Here is a 17,043-nt window from a genome sequence, read left to right on the forward strand (position 1 = left end):
TCCGGCTCCGCCTCCGGGTTCCACCCGGCCAGGGCCCGCACATGATCGGCGGTGATGTTCGCCCCGTCCTCGGTGCGCAGCAGATTCTCCAGCAGCACCTTCAGGCTGAACGGCAGCCTCCCGGCCCCCTCCACCGCGTTCAACCGGAAAATCTCATACGAGGCACCGGAAACCTCAAGCACACCCCGTGAACCAAAGCTGTTGGCAGCGCCCATGGCCGAGTCCTTCCACCGCTGGAGGGGTCCGGGGCGGGGTCCGCGTCCGGAACCGATGCCTCAGATTCTAGCCGCGGCTTCTCACGCCGCACCCCGTGGCGGGGAAAGCAGTGCGAAGGATTCCATGTGGTGCGTGTGCGGGTACAGGTCGAAGACCCGCAGGGTGTCGAGGGTCCACCCGCGGGCCTGGAAGAGGCCGAGGTCGCGGGCGAAGGAGGCGGGGTCGCAGGAAACGTAGCCGACCCGCCGCGGCGCGGCGTCCAGAATCTGGCCGACGACCTTCTTGCCGGCCCCGGCCCGGGGCGGGTCGAGGAGCACGACGTCGAGCGGGCGGTCGTGGGAGGAAAGCACCCTGTCCACGCGGCCCTGGACGATGCTTACGTGGTCCTGGCCGTGGAGGTTGCGGCGGGCGTCCCGGCTGGTACCGGCCGAGCCTTCGACGGACAGCACCGAGCCCTTGGCGCCGACGGCGGAGGCGAGCGGCACGGTGAAGAGCCCGGCCCCGGCGTAGAGGTCGGCGGCGTGCTCGCCCTCGGCGACCTGCAGCCCCTCAAGCACGGCGCCGGTCAGCACCTGGGGCCCCTCGCGGTGGATCTGCCAGAACCCGGCCCCGGTGACACGGTAGGGGTGCGGGCCGACCTGCTCCTGCAGCCAGGTCCGGCCCTTGATCCGGTGCACGTCGCCGGTTGCGGCGTCGAGGACCGCCACCGACGCCCCCGCAATCTGGGCCGCGATGGCCCCGGCCCGGCGCGGCGCCGTGCCCTCGGCGGGGATGAGCAGCACGAGGGGATCCCCGCCGCCGGATCCGACGGCGACGTCGACCCGCTGCATCCCCGAAAAGTCCAGGTCCCACAGCCGCAGGGCGTTCACCGCGTCCACGGCCAGCGGCATGTCCGTGACCGGAACGAGCGCGTCCGAGCGGTGCACGTGCATGGCAAGGCGTCCGTTGCCGGTGACGGCGAAGGCCGCCCGGGTGCGCCAGCCCAGCCCGTCGGGGGTTTCCCCGGGCGCAGCCTCAACGGTGACGTCCCGCTCGGTGCGGGCGATCCGGGTCAGCTGCTCGGCGAAGATCTGCGCCTTGACCCGGCGCTGCTCCTCGATCCGGATGTGGCCGAATTCGGCTCCGCCGACCGGCGCGGCGCCCTGTGCGGCGGCGGCGAGCGCGTCGGCCTGCGGCCACGGGTGGGTCACCCGGTGGGGTGAGGCCTCGAGGACCTCCACCGTGTCACCGCGCCAGAAGCTTGCGTCCGGCTCCTGCTCGGTGAGGCGGACCCTCACCCTCTCCCCCTGCAGGGCGTGCCGCACGAACACGACCCGCCCTTCATGCCGGGCGACGGTGTGCCCGCCGTGGGCCGGGCGCTCGATGGTCAGCTCGACGACTGTCGATTCGTTTGTCACTTGCTCACTTCAGATCTTGGTTTCTTGGTCGGCCTTGGCGGATGCCAGCTGCCAGGGGACGCTGGCCACCATCACTCCGGGGACGAAGTGGAGGCGGGCCTTGATGCGCAGGGCTGTCTGGTTGTGCACGAGCTGCTCCCACCACTTCCCCACCACGTACTCGGGGATGTACACCACGATCAGGTCCCGGGGCGACTCACTGCGGATGGTGGCGATGTAGTCGAGGATCGGCGTGATGGTGTCCCGGTACGGTGCGGCGAGCACGGTGATCGGAACGGGCAGCTCCAGTCTTTCCCAGTCCTCAAGCGTACGCCGGGTCTGCTCGGCGTCCACATCGACGATGATGGCCTCGAGCCGTGAGGGCCGCGACGCGCGGGCGAAGGCCAGCGCCCGCAGCACCGGCTTGCGCAGGTGCGAAACGAGCAGGACGGCGTGGACCCGGGCCGGCAGGGCGCGCAGGTTGTCGGCGTCGTCAATGGCCAGCTCGGACGCCACGCTGTCGTAGTGGCTCTTGATGCTGCGCATGATCGCGAAGAGCACCGCCATGGCGAGGACCGCGATCCAGGCGCCGTACTCGAACTTGGTCACCAGGATCACCACGAGCACCGCCGCAGTCAGGAGAAACCCGGCCGTGTTGATCGCCCGGGACTTGCGCATGCGCCACCGGGCCTGCCGGTCGGCGGTGCTGCGCAGCTCACGGGTCCAGTGGGTGATCAGCCCGAGCTGGCTGGCGGTGAAGGAGACGAACACCCCGACGATGTAGAGCTGGACGAGCTGGGTGACGTCGGCGCCGAACAGCAGGATCAGGGCGGCCGCGCCGAGGCCCAGCGCGAGGATGCCGTTGCTGTAGGTCAGCCGGTCACCGCGGGTCCTCAGCTGCCGCGGCAGGTAGCCGTCACCGGCGAGCCGGGAGGCGAGCAGGGGGAACCCGTTGAAGGCGGCGTGCCCGGCCAGCAGGAGCACAAGGACGGTGGCGCCCACCACGAGGAAGAACGGGAGGGTCGCATCGTTGAAGACCGCCGCCGCAAGCTGGCTGAGCACCGGACTCTGGAGGTAGTCCTCCCCCACCGGGCGGCCGTCGATGAGCAGCTGGTTCGCGGGGTCGAGCACCACCCGGACCTCCGCGGCGTTGGCCAGGTAGATCACCCCGGCCATCATCAGGGACGCCACGGCCCCCAGGACCACCAGGGTGGTGGCGGCATTGCGTGCCCGGGGCGCCTCGAAGCTGGGCACGTTGGCGGCCGGGGCCTCGATGCCGGTCAGCGCCGCCGCGCCGGCGGAGAACGCGCGCAGGATCAGCAGCGCGCCCCCAAGCCCCACCAGCCCGGCATCGAAGGCGGCGTCGGGCACGATCTCAAAGCCCGCGCTCGGGGCCTCGCGGAGGGTCCCGGCGGCGCTCTGGAACACACCCACGGCGCACATTCCGAGCACCACCGCGGTGAACAGGTAGGTGGGAATGCCGGTGAGGCGAGCCCCGCGCGTGACGCCGCGCAGGTTCAGCAGGACGAGCCCCGCCACCCCGGCGACGGCGACGCCGGTGCGCATCGGCGCCGCACCGGGTGCCAGCTCGACGGCGTACTGGGCCGCCGCGGACACCGAGACGGCCACCGTCAGGACGTAATCGACCATCAGGGCCGAGGCGACCAGGGCACCGGCCTGTCCGCCGAAGTTCCGGCGGGCGATCTCATAGTCGCCTCCACCGGTGGGATAGGCGCGCAGGGCCTGGCGGTAGGAGGCGATGACCACGAGCAGCACGGCGATCACGGCGAGGCCCACCCAGGGGGCGAGCACGACGGCGGCCACGCCGGCGAGGGCCAGCGTCAGGATGATCTCATCGGGAGCGTAGGCCACCGAGGACAACGCGTTGGCTGAGAAGGTGGGCATAGCCCACCGCTGGGGCAGGGTCTGGCGCCTGCGCCTGTCACTGCGGAAAGGCTTGCCCACCAGCACCCGCTTGGCGGCCCCGAAGAAAGTCAGCACGGCCCCCAGACTAGCGCGTTTATGCCCCGCCGAAGCCATTAGGCTGGAGACCTACGGCAGCCGGCGCTGCGGTCTGCGGCTGTGCAAGCCGCCGCCTGAGCACCGGCCGCCGAGCGCCTCCGGACGAGATCCGGACAACGACCGGATTGAGCCGGTAAGCAGCCCGGAATGCCACCGGGCGCAGCAGGAGACAGGGGTGCCCTCGATGGCTCATTTTGTGATCATGGGATGCGGCAGGGTGGGGGTCAGCCTCGCCCACACCCTCGACGAGTCGGGCCACAGCGTGGCCATTATCGACCAGGATGACCGGGCGTTCCGGCGCCTGCGGGCCTCCTTCGGCTGCCGGAAGGTCACCGGGGTCGGGTTCGACCGGGACACCCTCAAGCATGCCGACATCGAGAACGCCTACGCCTTCGCGGCCGTCTCAAGCGGAGACAACTCGAACATCCTGGCGACCCGGGTGGCCCGGGAGACCTTCCACGTGCGCCACGTGGTGGCCCGGATCTACGACCCCGGCCGGGCCGAGATCTACCAGCGGCTCGGCATCCCCACGGTGGCCGCCGTCCGCTGGAGCGCCGACCAGGTGCTGCGGCGGATCCTGCCGGAGCAGAGTATCGACGGGGACTACCGGGAAACCTCCGGGCGCCTGATCCTGGGCGAACTCTCACTCAATGACGCCTGGCTGGGCCGTCCGCTCAAGGACATCGAGGCCGCCGGCGGGGTGCGCATCGCCTACCTGACGCGGTTCGGCGAGGGGATGCTGCCCACGGATGAGACCAGCTACCAGCAGGGCGACATCGTTCACGCCATGATGAAGACAACCGCGACCGATGAAATAGGGCGGATTCTCGCAAGTCCACCCAAGGAGAATGCCGAATGAGAGTTGTCATTGCCGGAGCGGGAAGCGTCGGGTCCTCGATCGCGCGCGAACTGCTGTCGAACAACCATGAGATCCTCCTGATCGACGAAAAGCCCGAGGTGATCGGGCGCAGCGGGCTCAAGGGTGCCAAATGGCTTATCGGGGATGCCTGCGAGCTGACGACGCTCAAGGACGCACGGCTCGACGAGGCCGACGTCGTCGTCTCCGCCACCGGGGACGACAAGGTCAACCTCGTGGTCTCGCTGCTGGCCAAGAGCGAATTCGGTGTGGGCCGCACCGTGGGCCGGGTGAACAACCCGAAGAACGACTGGATGTTCGACGATTCCTGGGGCGTCGACGTCGCGGTGAACACGCCGCGCCTGATGACCGCGCTCGTCGAGGAGGCGGTGGAGATCGGCGACCTGGTGCGCCTGCTCACCCTGCAGACCGGGGTCTCCTCGATCCTCGAGTTCACGGTGCCCCAGGATTCCCCCCTGGTCGGGCAGCCCCTGAGCTCGGTCGAGCTCCCGCTCGACTGTGCGGTGGTGGCGATCCTGCGTGACGACGTGCCCGTCACGCCGAGCCCGGACGACACCGTGGAGGAGGGCGACGAACTGTTCTTCCTGGCAGCGGTGGCGGCGGAGAACGACCTGCGGAGCGCCCTGGCGGCGCGCAGCCGGCCGGAGGCGGACCCGGCCTCGGCCTAGCGGGCGGGGCCGGACTGCGGGGCGGGGGTTTTCGGTGCGGCCGGCCGGGACACCAGCCACGCGATCCACAACCCCAGCGCGTACAGCGGCAGCCCCATCGCGACGCGCAGCGTGCCGAGGGCGGCGACATTACCGGCCAGGTAGAGCGGCAGCTGGACGGCCAGGCGCAGCGCGAGCACGGAGATGATGATCCACGTCGCCAGCGAGTAGGCCCTCACGCGCAGGGGGTCCTTCCGCCATTCGGTGCCCTCGGACCGGATGAAGCCGAACAGGACGCCTGCGATCGGCCAGCGTACGGCGATTGAGAGGGCCATGGCGGCGATGTACGCGGCGTTGATGTAGAAACCCGGCAGGAAGAAGTCTTCGGCGTTGCCGGTCCGCAGGGCAACGATGGCGCAGAACGCCACGCCGATGAGCCCCGAGAGGGCCTGGGTGAGGGGCCGGCGGGACACCAGCCGGATCACCGAGAAGACCGCGGCGGCGGCGAGGGCGGCCACCAGGGACACCATCAGGTCCCGCGTGATCGTGAACAGCACGGTGAACACCAGTCCCGGCACGATGCTCTCGGAGAGTCCCTGCACCCCGCCCACGGAGGAGAGGACGTCGATGCTGCCGTGGGCCGTTCGCTTCACGCCCGCCCGCGCCGCGTACTGGGACGCAAGGTCCTCCGGCCGTGGCCGGTCCTGGGCGTCGCCGTGCTGGTCCTGCTTCGGGTTCTGGTTCACTCAGGGCTCCTCGGGCCGTCCAATAATTTCATAGCGCGGGTTGTATACGGTCAGCATGCCCTCGACCTGGCTCGCCATGCCTTCGAAGGCCAGTTCGACGCCGGCTTCGATGCCGCGCACTTCACGCTGGCCCATCCACACAAGGCGCACCCGGGTCCCGGGCAGGGGCCCGGCGTCGACCCTCACGATGGCGGAGAAACGCGGCGGCGCGTTCTTCGGCTGGTAGGTGACGGAGTCGATCAGCCCGCGCCCGCGCAGCCGCCCGCGGGCTCCGCGGGCGTTCCCGCCCGCCGGGGGCAGGGACCGGCCGGTGTCAGCCAATCTCGGTGATCTCGGGACCGCGCTGGGGCGCGGTGAGTCCTGGCCGCGCCGGCGCCGCGGGGTTCGGGGTGGGGGACGCGTCCTTGGGCAGGCGCAGCGGCAGGAGCTCGCGCGGGGGAAGCGGGTGGTCGCCGCGGACGACGACGACGTTGCGGAAGAGGGCCTCCACCGGCGCGGCCGCGGCCGCGTTGAGGGCCGCCGGTCCGCCGAAGACGCCGCGCAGGAACCAGCGCGGCCCGTCCACGCCCACGAACCGGGCCACGCGGACGCCGGAGGTTCCGTCGGGCAGCGGGGCGGGCAGCTGGGCGATCAGTTCGGTGCCGAAGGTGCCCTGCCGTTCCTGCACCGTGCCGCCCTGGGACCCCACGGAGAGGCCGATCTGCTGGCGGATTTCGTCCCAGACGCCCTCGGAGCGCGGTGCGGCGAAGGCCTGGAGCTGCAGGGTCGAGCCGCCGAGGTCGAGGGTGACGGCGATGACCCGCTTGGTGCGCTCTTCCACCTCGAGGCGCAGCTGAAGTCCTTCGGCGGCACCGATCTTCAGCGCCCCGAGATCGATGTAGCCCTCGGTCGAGGCCTTCTCGGCCGAATCGAAGGGACCGAGTTCACGCCGCTGTGCCTCGGGGGTCGCCTCCTCCGGCGCCGCGGGGTCGGCGGCTTCGGTCTCGGTTCCGCCGGTGTCTGCTGCGTCGGTGCCCTGGGGCTCCGTCGAACCGTCGTCCTGCTTCTTCTTCTTCAGGCGCCCAAAAACCATTTGTGGGTTCCTCTCCTCGATCTGTCGACGTGGTGTTCGGTTCCGGACGGCGAAGCGCCCGGTCTGGTGGAGGGGCGGCTCAGCCGCCGGTGGCGGGGTTGTGCGCCTCCGGCACCGGGGTGAAGCCACCGGTCGAGCCGAAGCCGCCCGCGCCGCGCACCGATTCGGGCAGTTCCTGGACCTGCACGAAGGACGCCTGCTCGACCCGCTGGATCACGAGCTGCGCCACCCGGTCGCCGCGCGCCAGGTTCACTGTTTCGGAGCGGTCGGTGTTCAGCAGGATGACCTGGACCTCACCGCGGTAGCCGGCGTCGATGGTGCCGGGGGCGTTGACGACGGACAGCCCGTGCCGGGCCGCCAGGCCGGAGCGGGGGTGGACGAAGCCTGCGTAACCGGCGGGCAGGGCGATGGACACCCCGGTGGGCACCAGCCGGCGCTCGCCCGGCGCGAGCGATACGTCGATCCGGCTGCGCAGGTCCGCGCCGGCGTCCCCCGGCTTGGCGTAGGCGGGCGGTTCGAGGGCGTCGTCGAGCATCACGATCTGCACCTGCAGGTCCTGCTGCGGGTCTGGCACGGGTTTCTCCAACCTCTGGTGTGCACCGGTGCCGGCAGCGCCGGCAGCGGTGGGACGTTCGGTGAACTCGGTCGTTCGGTGAACCTGAACTGGTGTTTCTGTCGCTGCGGTGGTTTTGGCGGGGGTGCCGCGGGTGGACTCCGCGGCGGGCAGGGCGGGCCGCCATGCCCGGGCTGATCTTCCACCGCTGCTGCTGCCCCAGCACACCACTTTAGCGCCTCGGGCAGCCGGTGATGGCCCGCTGCCGGGATGAATCCTCTCGGCAAAAGGTGTAAGTGTTAGAGCATGTCGAAAGCCGCAGAAGGGTCCGTGGAGGACACCGTCATCTATTCCGAGCGGCTGTGGCCATCACTCTGGGTCTGGCTGCTGGTGCTGGCCGCCGCCGCGGCGTCGATCGTGACCTTTGCCCCCATCGATGTGTTCATCGGGTTCGCCGCGGCAGCGGTGATCGCACTGGTTTTGGTGACCCTGCTTGTCCTTTCCACCCCGCGGATCGTGGTCACGCCCACGACCCTCACGGTCGGCCGGGCGACGATCGAGCGCCGCTACCTGGGCGCGGTGTCGGCCTACACCGGCGATGAGGCGACCGAGCAGCGCGGCACCGCCCTCAACGGCCTGGCCTACCTCTGCATCCGGGGCTGGATCTCCCCCGTGGTCCGGATCGAGGTCACCGACCCCGAGGACCGCACCCCGTACTGGCTCGCCTCAACCCGCAGGCCCGAGCAGCTCACCGCGGCCCTCCAGGGCTGAGCCGGCTCAGCCTTCGCACTCACTGCAGAACAGCAGACCGTTCTTCTCGCGCGCGATCTGGGAGCGGTGGCGGACCAGGAAGCATGAGGAACAGGTGAACTCGTCGGCCTGCGCGGGCAGGATCTGAACGGTGAGTTCCTCATGTGAGAGGTCGGCCCCGGGAAGTTCGAAGGAATCGGCTGCCTCGGTCTCATCCTCGTCGACCACCGGCGACTGCACGGCGGCGGCCGTGGTGCGCAGTTCCTCGATCGGCTCGGCGGCTGTTACTTCATCGGTGGTGCTCGACGCGTCGTAGTCGGTCGCCATGGTGTTTCCTTCACGCTCCGGTCTTTGAGGCAGCTGCCGGGCCGGTCCGGAAAGCCCCGGCTCGGCCCCGGTGTGCGGGACTTTTACCAGTGCATTCTGCCTCATCGGGGCGGTCCCGGGGCCGCCGCCCGGTGCACGCCGTGTCGGCGCGGCGCGCACCGTGTCGGCCGGAGTGCCCGCGGGGTCGGGCGGCTGCCGTCCGCCGTCGAGCCGCCGCAGGCCAAGAAACCGCGCCACACCACGGGGTGTAGTAGGAATGACGGGCATTCAGTGGCAGAGTTTCGACTAGTAATTACTGTCGGCTGGAGGATTTTAATGCAGGAGCTGCGCCTGGTTGGTGTGGATGGCGATCATCTGCTGTTAAGCGGCGACGGAGGAGCCACGTTTCGTCTGCCGATCGACGAAGCCCTTCGAGCGGCAGCGTCCCGGCAGTCGACGCGGGTCGCTCCGGCCGCCCCGCCCTCGCCGACCGGCCGGACCGGCCCATCGACCCACCTGACGCCGCGGGACATCCAGGCCCGCATCCGCAGCGGTGCGACGGCGCAGGGGATCGCCGAGGAGTCGGGGCTCGAACTCTCCCACATCCTGCGGTACGAGGGTCCCGTGCGCGCCGAGCGCGACTACATGGCCTACCTCGCCCAGCGCGTCGAGGTCGCGGCGCCCCTTCCGTCCCACGACGGCTACCGCTCCGCCTTCGGCGACAACCCGGCCCAGCTCGGTGAAATGGTCGCGTTCCGGCTCGAGGCCTACGGGGTCGACGCCGCGAACATCGAATGGGACTCCTGGCGGCGCACCGACGGCGCCTGGACGGTCGTGGCCCGCTTCGACCTCCCCGAAAGCTCGGCCGTTAACGTCGGCGAGGAACCGCCAGCGCAGTGGACGTTCAACCCCTCCCGCAAGACCGTCGTTAACTCCAACCGGTGGGCGCAGCTGCTGAGCGAACTCGAGCCGCTCGACGGGCCGCTCCCCAACCGCCGGCTCAGCGCGGTCGCCGACCGGGTCTTCGACTTCGAGGCCGAGAAGGCCGAGGAGCCCCCCGTCGAGACCCATGACGACGCCGACGGCTTGCTCGATGTCCTGCGTTCGCGTCGAGGCCAGCGGCTCGGGGCCGATGAGGACAGCGATGACAACCTCGCCGAACTGCTGACCAAGGGAAGCATTCCCGCAGCGCACCCCCGCGACGGCTTCGAGGCCGAGGACGGCTCGCTGCCCCCGGGACTGAGCCTCGCTCCCGCGCCCCGGGAGGGCGGAGAGGACCCCGACCTCCACGCCGACGGCTCGCCCCGGCTCTACCACGGGGTCAGCACCGAGACCCGCGAGATCAGCATCTTCGCCGTGCCGGTCCGCGCCGCCGACGAAGATGGCGCACCCGAATCCCGGGGTAAGGACACCTCCGAGGCTTCCGGGACGCCCGCCGAGGCCGGCCCGGGCGACCGCCGGGAGCAGTCCGGCGATAAGGGCAGGGACGGCGGTGCAGCGGCCAAGGCCGAGGAGCCGGCGGACCGGCGCATCAAGCCCAAGCGCTCAAGCGTGCCCAGCTGGGACCAGATCGTCTTCGGCACCAAGGGCGACTAGCAGGACCCGGTTCGCCCCCAGCGGCGTGCGGTAGGGGTTTAGGGGTTCCAGGACCCGGTCTTTCGCTCAGACCCCGTCGGCTCCGCGAGAGCCCGGCGGTTTCCCAGCCTTCGGTTTCCCAGCCCCCGGCTCCCGGGATGCCCCGGTTCGTAAAAGCCCTGCGGGTCCCGAATTCCCGCCGGCGCCTCAGAGCGTTGCCGGCTCCGCCTCCGGGGCCGGCTCGAACGGCAGGGGCAGTTCGTTGCCCACCAGCGCGTTCGAGGCGCGCGAGGTCTGCCGGCGCATGTGGTGCCTGCGGCACAGCGTCTCGTACTCGGTGACCGGCTCCGCCGCACCGGCGGACCGGGGCGTCTCCCCGACGGTATCGGGATCGGCCGCCGCCTCGACGTCGCCGACGACCATCTGGTCCCCCTCCACGACCATGGTGCCGTCCACGATGCGCGCGTTGTGGGTGGCGCGCTTCCCGCACCAGCACAGGGCCTCGACCTGGAGCACCTGGATGCGGTCAGCAAGCTCCACGAGCCGCTGGGAACCGGGAAAGAGCCTCGTCTTGAAATCCGAGGTGATGCCGAAGGCGAAGACGTCGATGTCCATGTCGTCGGCGATGCGTGCCAGCTGGTCGATCTGGCCCGCGGTGTAGAACTGGGCTTCGTCGCAGATGAGGTAGTCCACCCGGCCGCCCTGCGTGAGCCGGCCGGTCACCTCGCTCCAGAAGTCGGTGTCGGGGTGCACCTCGACGGCGCGGGTCCGCAGCCCGAGCCGGCTTGAAATCATCGACTCGCCCGCCCGGTCATGGGAGCTGAACAGCACGCCCTTCCGGCCGCGGGCGCGGTGGTTGTGCTCCATCTGCAGCGCAAGCGTCGATTTTCCGGAGTCCATCGTGCCGCAGAAAAACAGAAGTTCAGCCATGGTTCGGCCTTTCGGGGGTGGGCTTCGTGCCCCGCCGTGCGGGGACCTTCCGGACGGGTTCGGGCCGGCGCAGCGTCAGCAGCGGCACCTCGCGCTCGGCACGCGTCATTGACCCGTGCTGGCCGATCACCTCGAGGGCGGAGGCGGCGGTGCGCCGGGTGTCGAAGAGGGCGATCGGCTCTCGGGCGGCCACCAGCAGGTCTCCGATCCGCGGCAGCACCGAGGGATCGACGGTGGGCCCGAACAGGCCGGCCTGCACCGCCTCCCCGCGGGTCAGGATCCAGGCCTGGCGTCCGAAGGCCTCCTGCCAGGCCGAGCGCAGCCGCTGCCTGCCGGCGGCGTCCAGGCCGGGTTCGAAGTAGAGGTGGACCATCCGCGGTTCCCCGGCGGTGTGCGCGATCCCGTCGACGAGGGCGGGCCGGGCCGAGTAGTCGAAGCGCTGGCCCTCGGCGACGTCGACCATCCCGTGGTCGGCGGTCAGCAGCAGCAGCGTGTCCGCAGGCATCTGCCGGGCGAGGGACTTCATGGCCGAGTCGAGGTCCTCAAGCCGGTCCGTCCAGTCCGTTGAGGCGCAGCCGTGGCGGTGGCCGGCCTTGTCGAGGTCGTTGAGGTAGAAGTACATGAGCATGGTGTCGGCGCTGGCGAGCTTCTCCGCGGCGCCACGCACCCGTGCCTGGAGTGTGCCGGCGCCAAGGAAGCCTCCGCCGCGCAGCGCCGCGCGGGTCATGGGGGAATCGGCGAAGCGGGACTGGCTGACCGTGACGACCGGAAGCTCGCGGGCGGCGCGTTCGAACACCGTGGGATGGGGCTGCCAGGCGACCGGGTCGACGCCGTCGTCCCAGTTGCCGAGCATGTTGACCACCTTGTCCTGCGCGGGATCGAGCACGTCGTAGCCGACCATGCCGTGCAGTCCCGGCGGCAGGCCGGTGCCCAGGCTCGCGAGGGAGGCCGCGGTGGTCGAGGGGAACGCGGACCCGAGGGTGCGGGCGCCCTCGAGGTGCGTCCGCAGGAACGGGGCGTGGCCTCCGCGCTTCTTCAGCAGGGACAGCCCGAGACCGTCGACCATCACCACGCACGCCCGCCGGGCGGGCGGCAGTCCGAGGGCGTTGTCGAACCCGCCGAGCCCGAGGGCCGCGGCGGCGCTGGTCAGGACTTCCCCGACGGTGCCGGCGCCGTAGGCCGGCGGTGCGGGCAGGGGTTCGAGGTGCGTCGAAAGGCTCGTCACGGACCCTCTACCGCCCGTGGGGGGCCCGGGTGAACCGTCCGGCGAAGCCGGGCTGGCGGCGGCCGCCGCCGTCGGAGGTCAGCACGGCGCCGCCTCCCACGGGGGCGGTGTTCACCTTGCGCAGCGCGCGGGCGAACGACTTCGCGTTCTGGACCGCCTGGACGCCGTCGGCCTCGGCGCTGACGCGCAGCACGATGTCCTCCTGGGCGATCGTGCCGGTGTAGCCGTGGTCGGCGTCGCACTGCGGGTCCCCGCAGGAGGCCGGGCCCATGTCCAGGCGCTGCCCGCCGGACCAGGCAATGGCGAGGGTCATCTCGCGGGCCGGGTCGGAGGGCTTGTAGTCCTGGGGCTGGGCGTAGAGGTAGCTGAGGACGACGGAGCGGATCTGACTCACGGGAACGGACTCGGTGGAGATCTGGGCGGTGACCTGCTCACCGGCGTCGTCGAGCTGCTGGTCGTCGACGTGCGTGATGACCAGCATGTCCTCGGTGAGGACCAGCACGGTGATGTGGCGGTGCACCTCGGTGCGCTCGAAGTGGGTCTCGAGGTGCACAACATGGGAGAGCGGCTCCCGGCCGTCGAGGGCATCGTGGACGACGTCGGCGACCAGCCGTGGGTAGAAGCCCGCGCGCTCAAGTGAGGAATCGAGGTCACGACGCTGCGGGGAGAGCGAAAGGGTCATGCTCCCAGTTTCCCCTACCCGCGTCCGCTCTGCCTAACCGGGCGGCGGGTGCATCCGGTCAGTCCCGCATCGCCCGGCGGGCGCTGTCGGTGCGGTGCCGCGGGTTGCCGACGTCGATGGTGGCGCTGAGGATCGCCAGGCCCGAGGTGGCCACCAGTACGGGGTTGAATTCGAGCAGGGCGATCTCGGGGTGGTTGTCCTTGAGCAGGGCCACCCTCGCCACGAGGTCCTCGACGGCGGCGATGTCGGCCGGGGGCAGGCCCTGGTAGCCGAACAGCTTCCGCGACGCCCGCGGTGCCCGGACCAGGTCGGCCACGTCGACGGTGGTCAGGGGCGGAACGCCGTGGGCCCAGTCGTCGAGCACGTTCACGGCGTCCCCGGCCAGCCCGAAGGACAGCACCGGGCCCAGAAGCGGATCCTCGATCGCGCGCAGGGTGCACGCCTGCCCCGAGGGCGCCATCGACTGCACCTCCATGCCGAAGCTGCCGAAGGGGGCGAGCGCCTTCTCCATCGCGACGATATTGGCCCGCAGCGCCTCGGCGTCCTCGATGCCCAGGCGCACCCCGCCGAGGTCCAGGCGGTGCCTCAGGTGCTCGTCGGTGGTCTTCAGCGCCACCGGCCAGCCGAGCCGGTCTGCGGCCTTCACGGCTTCATCGGCGGAGTCGAACGAGGCCGAGGCCAGCACATCGATCCCGTAGTGGCCGAGGAGGGCCGCACCCTCCTCCGCGCTCAGGCGCGTCAGGCCGACGCCGCTGACCCGGCCGAGGATCCCCTCGAGCTGCTCGGCGGCCGCGTCGTCGTCCGTTCCGGGAAGCTCGGCGAACTCGCCGTGATCCCGGGCGCGCCAGCGGGTGTAGGCGACGACGGCGCCCAGGGCCGCCACCGCGGCCCCGGGGCTGGCGAAGGCCGGAAGTCCACGCTGCAGCCCCGCTCCCGCCCGTGCCTCATCCGCCTGCGGAACCTCCTGCGCCGCCGGGTCCGGCGGAACCGCCGGGGCCGCCGGGTCCGCCGGGGAGGCCCCTACGAGGCTGTCGAGCTGTTGCTGCGGGTCGAGCTCACCGGCGAAGGAGGCCACCACGGGCTTGCCGGCGGCCTCCCCGCAGGCCGAAAGGACGGCGGCGAGCGTCTCGGCGGGCAGGCCGGATGCCGGAAGCGTGGTGACGATCGCCGCATGCACGTCTTGGCGCGCCAGCGCCCCGGCCACCGCGGCCTCGAGGGCCGGCAGGGCGACCGACTGGCCCGCGTCGAGGTCCAGGTCCGCCACGACGGCGGCCACCGTCATCCCCTGGGCGGCCACGGCGTCGGCGAGCACCTTGCCCAGGGCCGCAGAATTCGAGAAGACGGCGATCCCGGGCCCGGCCGGCAGCGGCTGGGAGGCGACGATCGAGGCGACGTCCATCAGCTGCTCCGTGGTTTCCACCCGGATCACCCCGGACTGGCGCAGCATCGCGTCGAGGGCGGCCGGCGGGGCCTGCGTGGTGCGCACCGCGTGCCCGGGCGGCAGCTGCAGGCCCGTCACGGGCGACTTCGCCACGATCACCGGCTTGGTCTGCGCGAGCCGCCGGGCGATGCGGGAGAACTTGCGCGGATTGCCGATTGTCTCGAGGTAGAGCGCCACGGCCGACGTGGCGCCGTCGTCCTCCCAGTACTGCATGGCGTCATTGCCGGAGACGTCGGCCCGGTTGCCTGCGGAGATGATGGAGGAAACCCCGAGCCCGCGCCGGGCCGCGGCCGAGTACAGCAGGACACCGAGGCCGGCGGACTGGCTGAACAGCGCGAGGCCCCCGCGCCGGGGCAGGGCAGGCGCCATCGAGGCGTTGAGGCGCACCGAGGGGTCGGTGTTGACGATCCCCAGCGAGGCCGGGCCCACCACGCGCATTCCCTGCGCCCGGGCCCGGGCCACCAGGGCGCGCTGCCGGGCCAGGCCCTCCGGGCCGTCCTCGGCGTACCCGGAGGTGACCACCAGCAGGCCGCGGACGCCGGCGGCGGCGCATTCATCCACCACTCGATCCACCTGGTCCTTCGGCACGGCGATGACGGCGAGGTCCACCGGGCCGGGGATCTCGCGCACCGAGGCGTAGGAGACCCCGCCGCCCAGTTCGAAGGCCTCGGGGTTCACCGCGTACACGGTGCCGGTGAACCCGCCCTCAGTGATGTGTTCGAGGAGGCCGTAGCCGATGCTCCCCCACCGCCGGCTGGCGCCGATCACCGCGACCGAGGCGGGGCTCATCAGGCCCGCCACGCTGCGGGCCTCCGCCCGGTGTTCCCGTGCCTCCATCACCGCGCGGGACTTCCGCGTCGCGTCGATGTCGAAGCGGAGCTCGACGACGCCGTCATCGAAGTGGCGCTCGACCTCGTAGCCGGCCTCGGCGAAAACAGTGATCATCTTGCGGTTCTCCGGGAGCACCTCGGCGGAGAAGCGCCGGATGCCGTTCTCCCGGGCTGCCGCGGCGAGGTGTTCGAGCAGGATCGAGCCGACCCCGCGGCCCTGGTAGGCGTCCGAAACGTTGAACGCGACCTCCGCCTCGGTGGGATCGTCCAGCCGGTCATAGCGGCCGATCCCGATGATGTCCGCGCCCCGGGTGATGACGAACGCCACCCGGTCGTGGTGGTCCACCTCGGTGAAGCGCTTGAGCTCCTTGGCGCTCAGCGTGGCCTTGTAGGTGAAGAACCTCAGGTAGATCGAGTTCTCCGACTGCCGGCCGTGGAAGGCCTGGACGGCGTCCGCATCCGAGGGCGCGATGGGCCGCAGATGGCCCGTCCCGCCGTCGCGCAGCACGACATCGGCTTCCCAATATTCGGGGTAATGTCCGTCGGCCACCATAGACTCAGCGTAGTGGGCAACGTCGGCGCGCGTCTGTAGCGCGTCCGGGCCCGCCCATGAAATGCCCGCAGATCCAAGTTGAGGAACCCCCACCGCTATGGCCAGGCGCCAAAAAACAGCTCCGCCCGAAGACTTCACCGAGAACATCATCGACATCGATGTCGAGTCCGAAATGCAGGACTCGTTCCTCGAGTACGCCTATTCGGTGATCTACTCGCGCGCGCTCCCCGACGCCCGCGACGGCCTGAAGCCGGTGCAGCGGCGCATCCTGTACATGATGACCGACATGGGCCTGCGCCCCGACCGCGGCCACGTGAAGTCCGCCCGCGTCGTCGGGGAGGTCATGGGCAAGCTGCACCCGCACGGCGACGCGGCAATCTACGACGCGATGGTCCGCATGGCCCAGGACTTTTCCCTGCGCCTTCCCCTGATCGACGGCCACGGCAACTTCGGCTCCCTCGATGACGGCCCCGCCGCCCCGAGGTACACCGAGGCCCGGCTCGCCGCCCCGGCGCTGAGCCTCACCGACCACCTCGACGAGGACGTCGTCGACTTCGTGCCGAACTACGACAACCAGCTGATGCAGCCGGAGGTCCTGCCCGCGGCGTTCCCGAACCTGCTCGTCAACGGCGCCAACGGCATCGCCGTCGGCATGGCCACCAATATGGCCCCGCACAACCTCGGCGAGGTCATCGCCGCGGCCCGCCACCTGATCGCCCATCCCGACGCCGGGCTCGACGACGTGATGCGCTTCATCCCCGGGCCTGACCTGCCCAGCGGGGGCAAGATCGTGGGCCTGGCCGGAGTCCGCGACGCGTACGCCACCGGGCGGGGCTCCTTCAAGACCCGGGCGAAGGTGGAGATCGAGCAGCTCTCGGCCCGCCGCACCGGCCTGGTCGTCACCGAGCTTCCCTACACCGTGGGTCCCGAGAAGGTTATCGAGCGGATCAAGGACGCGGTCACGTCCAAGAAGCTCCAGGGCATCTCCGACATCGTCGATCTGACCGACCGCATGCACGGGCTGCGCCTGGTCATCGAGCTGAAGAACGGCTTCAACCCCAACGCCGTCCTCGCCCAGCTCTACCGGCACACCCCGATGGAGGACTCCTTCGGGATCAACAACGTGGCACTGGTGGACGGCCAGCCCCGCACGCTGGGGCTGCTCGAACTCCTCCAGGTGTACGTCGACCACCGCATCCTCGTGGTCCGCCGGCGCACCGCGTACCGGCTGGGCCGCAAGAA

General features: G+C 70.8%; 17 protein-coding genes. 5 read left to right on the forward strand and 12 right to left on the reverse strand.

Going from position 1 to position 17,043, the window contains the following annotated elements:
- The 3 genes from QZX79_RS02740 to QZX79_RS02750 all read right to left on the reverse strand — a co-directional run.
- Positions 1–215, reverse strand: a 215-nt coding sequence (locus tag QZX79_RS02740; RefSeq protein ID WP_294564306.1) for a hypothetical protein, incomplete at its 3' end; no start/stop codon positions are given.
- Between the two features lie 81 nt (positions 216–296).
- Entirely contained in the window at positions 297–1,613 is a 1,317-nt protein-coding gene (locus QZX79_RS02745; RefSeq protein WP_294564309.1) for a class I SAM-dependent RNA methyltransferase, read from the reverse strand.
- Positions 1,614–1,622: 9 nt separating this feature from the next.
- Positions 1,623–3,632, reverse strand: coding sequence for an APC family permease (locus QZX79_RS02750; protein WP_294564311.1), 2,010 nt, complete (start codon positions 3,630–3,632; stop codon positions 1,623–1,625).
- A 166-nt stretch (positions 3,633–3,798) separates the two neighbouring features.
- Here QZX79_RS02750 and QZX79_RS02755 point away from each other — a divergent pair, with 166 nt between their 5' ends.
- Together QZX79_RS02755 and QZX79_RS02760 are read left to right on the forward strand one after the other, a co-directional pair.
- A complete protein-coding gene (locus QZX79_RS02755; protein WP_294564314.1) occupies positions 3,799–4,473 on the forward strand; it encodes a TrkA family potassium uptake protein in 675 nt (224 codons plus the stop codon).
- Positions 4,470–5,159, forward strand: coding sequence for a TrkA family potassium uptake protein (locus QZX79_RS02760; protein ID WP_120169584.1), 690 nt, complete (start codon positions 4,470–4,472; stop codon positions 5,157–5,159). The genes QZX79_RS02755 and QZX79_RS02760 overlap by 4 nt, the downstream gene beginning before the upstream one ends.
- Here the strand turns inward: QZX79_RS02760 and QZX79_RS02765 are convergent.
- From QZX79_RS02765 to dut, 4 genes are all read right to left on the reverse strand, one after another.
- Complete coding sequence (locus QZX79_RS02765; RefSeq protein ID WP_294564324.1) at positions 5,156–5,884, reverse strand: DUF3159 domain-containing protein; 729 nt, start codon at positions 5,882–5,884, stop codon at positions 5,156–5,158. The genes QZX79_RS02760 and QZX79_RS02765 overlap by 4 nt on opposite strands.
- Positions 5,885–6,205 (reverse strand): hypothetical protein, encoded by a 321-nt coding sequence (locus QZX79_RS02770; protein WP_294564327.1) that lies wholly within the window; start codon positions 6,203–6,205, stop codon positions 5,885–5,887.
- Complete coding sequence (locus tag QZX79_RS02775; RefSeq protein ID WP_294564330.1) at positions 6,198–6,956, reverse strand: DUF3710 domain-containing protein; 759 nt, start codon at positions 6,954–6,956, stop codon at positions 6,198–6,200. Before QZX79_RS02775 ends, QZX79_RS02770 begins: the two co-directional genes overlap by 8 nt.
- Positions 6,957–7,035: 79 nt before the next feature.
- On the reverse strand, positions 7,036–7,530 hold the full coding sequence (dut, locus tag QZX79_RS02780) for a dUTP diphosphatase (RefSeq protein ID WP_294564332.1): 495 nt from the start codon (positions 7,528–7,530) through the stop codon (positions 7,036–7,038).
- Positions 7,531–7,815: 285 nt separating this feature from the next.
- Here dut and QZX79_RS02785 point away from each other — a divergent pair, with 285 nt between their 5' ends.
- The gene (locus QZX79_RS02785; RefSeq protein WP_294564335.1) at positions 7,816–8,280 is read left to right on the forward strand and encodes a DUF3093 domain-containing protein; all 465 of its coding nucleotides are present in this window, start codon (positions 7,816–7,818) and stop codon (positions 8,278–8,280) included.
- A 6-nt stretch (positions 8,281–8,286) separates the two neighbouring features.
- Here QZX79_RS02785 and QZX79_RS02790 read toward each other — a convergent pair whose 3' ends face one another.
- On the reverse strand, positions 8,287–8,586 hold the full coding sequence (locus tag QZX79_RS02790) for a DUF4193 domain-containing protein (RefSeq protein WP_120169594.1): 300 nt from the start codon (positions 8,584–8,586) through the stop codon (positions 8,287–8,289).
- A 315-nt stretch (positions 8,587–8,901) separates the two neighbouring features.
- Here QZX79_RS02790 and sepH point away from each other — a divergent pair, with 315 nt between their 5' ends.
- Entirely contained in the window at positions 8,902–10,161 is a 1,260-nt protein-coding gene (gene sepH, locus QZX79_RS02795) for a septation protein SepH (protein ID WP_294564338.1), read from the forward strand.
- A 186-nt stretch (positions 10,162–10,347) separates the two neighbouring features.
- Here the strand turns inward: sepH and QZX79_RS02800 are convergent, their stop codons facing one another.
- From QZX79_RS02800 to QZX79_RS02815, 4 genes are read right to left on the reverse strand one after another with little or no spacing between them, the layout of a single operon-like run.
- Positions 10,348–11,070, reverse strand: coding sequence for a thymidine kinase (locus QZX79_RS02800; protein ID WP_294564341.1), 723 nt, complete (start codon positions 11,068–11,070; stop codon positions 10,348–10,350).
- Positions 11,063–12,295: an alkaline phosphatase family protein gene (locus QZX79_RS02805; protein ID WP_294564347.1), complete on the reverse strand. Its 1,233-nt coding sequence runs from the start codon at positions 12,293–12,295 to the stop codon at positions 11,063–11,065. Before QZX79_RS02805 ends, QZX79_RS02800 begins: the two co-directional genes overlap by 8 nt.
- Before the next feature lie 7 nt (positions 12,296–12,302).
- Complete coding sequence (locus QZX79_RS02810) at positions 12,303–12,977, reverse strand: DUF5998 family protein (protein ID WP_120169602.1); 675 nt, start codon at positions 12,975–12,977, stop codon at positions 12,303–12,305.
- Positions 12,978–13,035: 58 nt separating this feature from the next.
- Positions 13,036–15,801, reverse strand: a complete 2,766-nt coding sequence (locus tag QZX79_RS02815; RefSeq protein WP_294564352.1) for a bifunctional GNAT family N-acetyltransferase/acetate--CoA ligase family protein — start codon at positions 15,799–15,801, stop codon at positions 13,036–13,038.
- 97 nt (positions 15,802–15,898) lie between these two features.
- Between QZX79_RS02815 and QZX79_RS02820 the strand changes: the two genes are divergently transcribed.
- The coding region (locus QZX79_RS02820; RefSeq protein WP_294564355.1) for a DNA gyrase subunit A at positions 15,899–17,043 on the forward strand (1,145 nt) is incomplete at its 3' end.

The sequence above is a fragment of the uncultured Arthrobacter sp. genome, assembly GCF_902805515.1.
GTDB lineage: Bacteria > Actinomycetota > Actinomycetes > Actinomycetales > Micrococcaceae > Arthrobacter_D.

Excerpts from the sequence above, each read along its gene's own strand:
- QZX79_RS02750 (WP_294564311.1), bottom strand. The coding sequence starts at position 3,632 with ATGGCTTCGGCGGGGCATAAACGCGCTAGTCTGGGGGCCGTGCTGACT.
- QZX79_RS02755 (WP_294564314.1), top strand. The coding sequence starts at position 3,799 with ATGGCTCATTTTGTGATCATGGGATGCGGCAGGGTGGGGGTCAGCCTC.
- QZX79_RS02760 (WP_120169584.1), top strand. The coding sequence starts at position 4,470 with ATGAGAGTTGTCATTGCCGGAGCGGGAAGCGTCGGGTCCTCGATCGCG.
- QZX79_RS02775 (WP_294564330.1), bottom strand. The coding sequence starts at position 6,956 with ATGGTTTTTGGGCGCCTGAAGAAGAAGAAGCAGGACGACGGTTCGACG.
- QZX79_RS02785 (WP_294564335.1), top strand. The coding sequence starts at position 7,816 with ATGTCGAAAGCCGCAGAAGGGTCCGTGGAGGACACCGTCATCTATTCC.
- QZX79_RS02790 (WP_120169594.1), bottom strand. The coding sequence starts at position 8,586 with ATGGCGACCGACTACGACGCGTCGAGCACCACCGATGAAGTAACAGCC.
- sepH (WP_294564338.1), top strand. The coding sequence starts at position 8,902 with ATGCAGGAGCTGCGCCTGGTTGGTGTGGATGGCGATCATCTGCTGTTA.
- QZX79_RS02800 (WP_294564341.1), bottom strand. The coding sequence starts at position 11,070 with ATGGCTGAACTTCTGTTTTTCTGCGGCACGATGGACTCCGGAAAATCG.
- QZX79_RS02810 (WP_120169602.1), bottom strand. The coding sequence starts at position 12,977 with ATGACCCTTTCGCTCTCCCCGCAGCGTCGTGACCTCGATTCCTCACTT.
- QZX79_RS02815 (WP_294564352.1), bottom strand. The coding sequence starts at position 15,801 with ATGGTGGCCGACGGACATTACCCCGAATATTGGGAAGCCGATGTCGTG.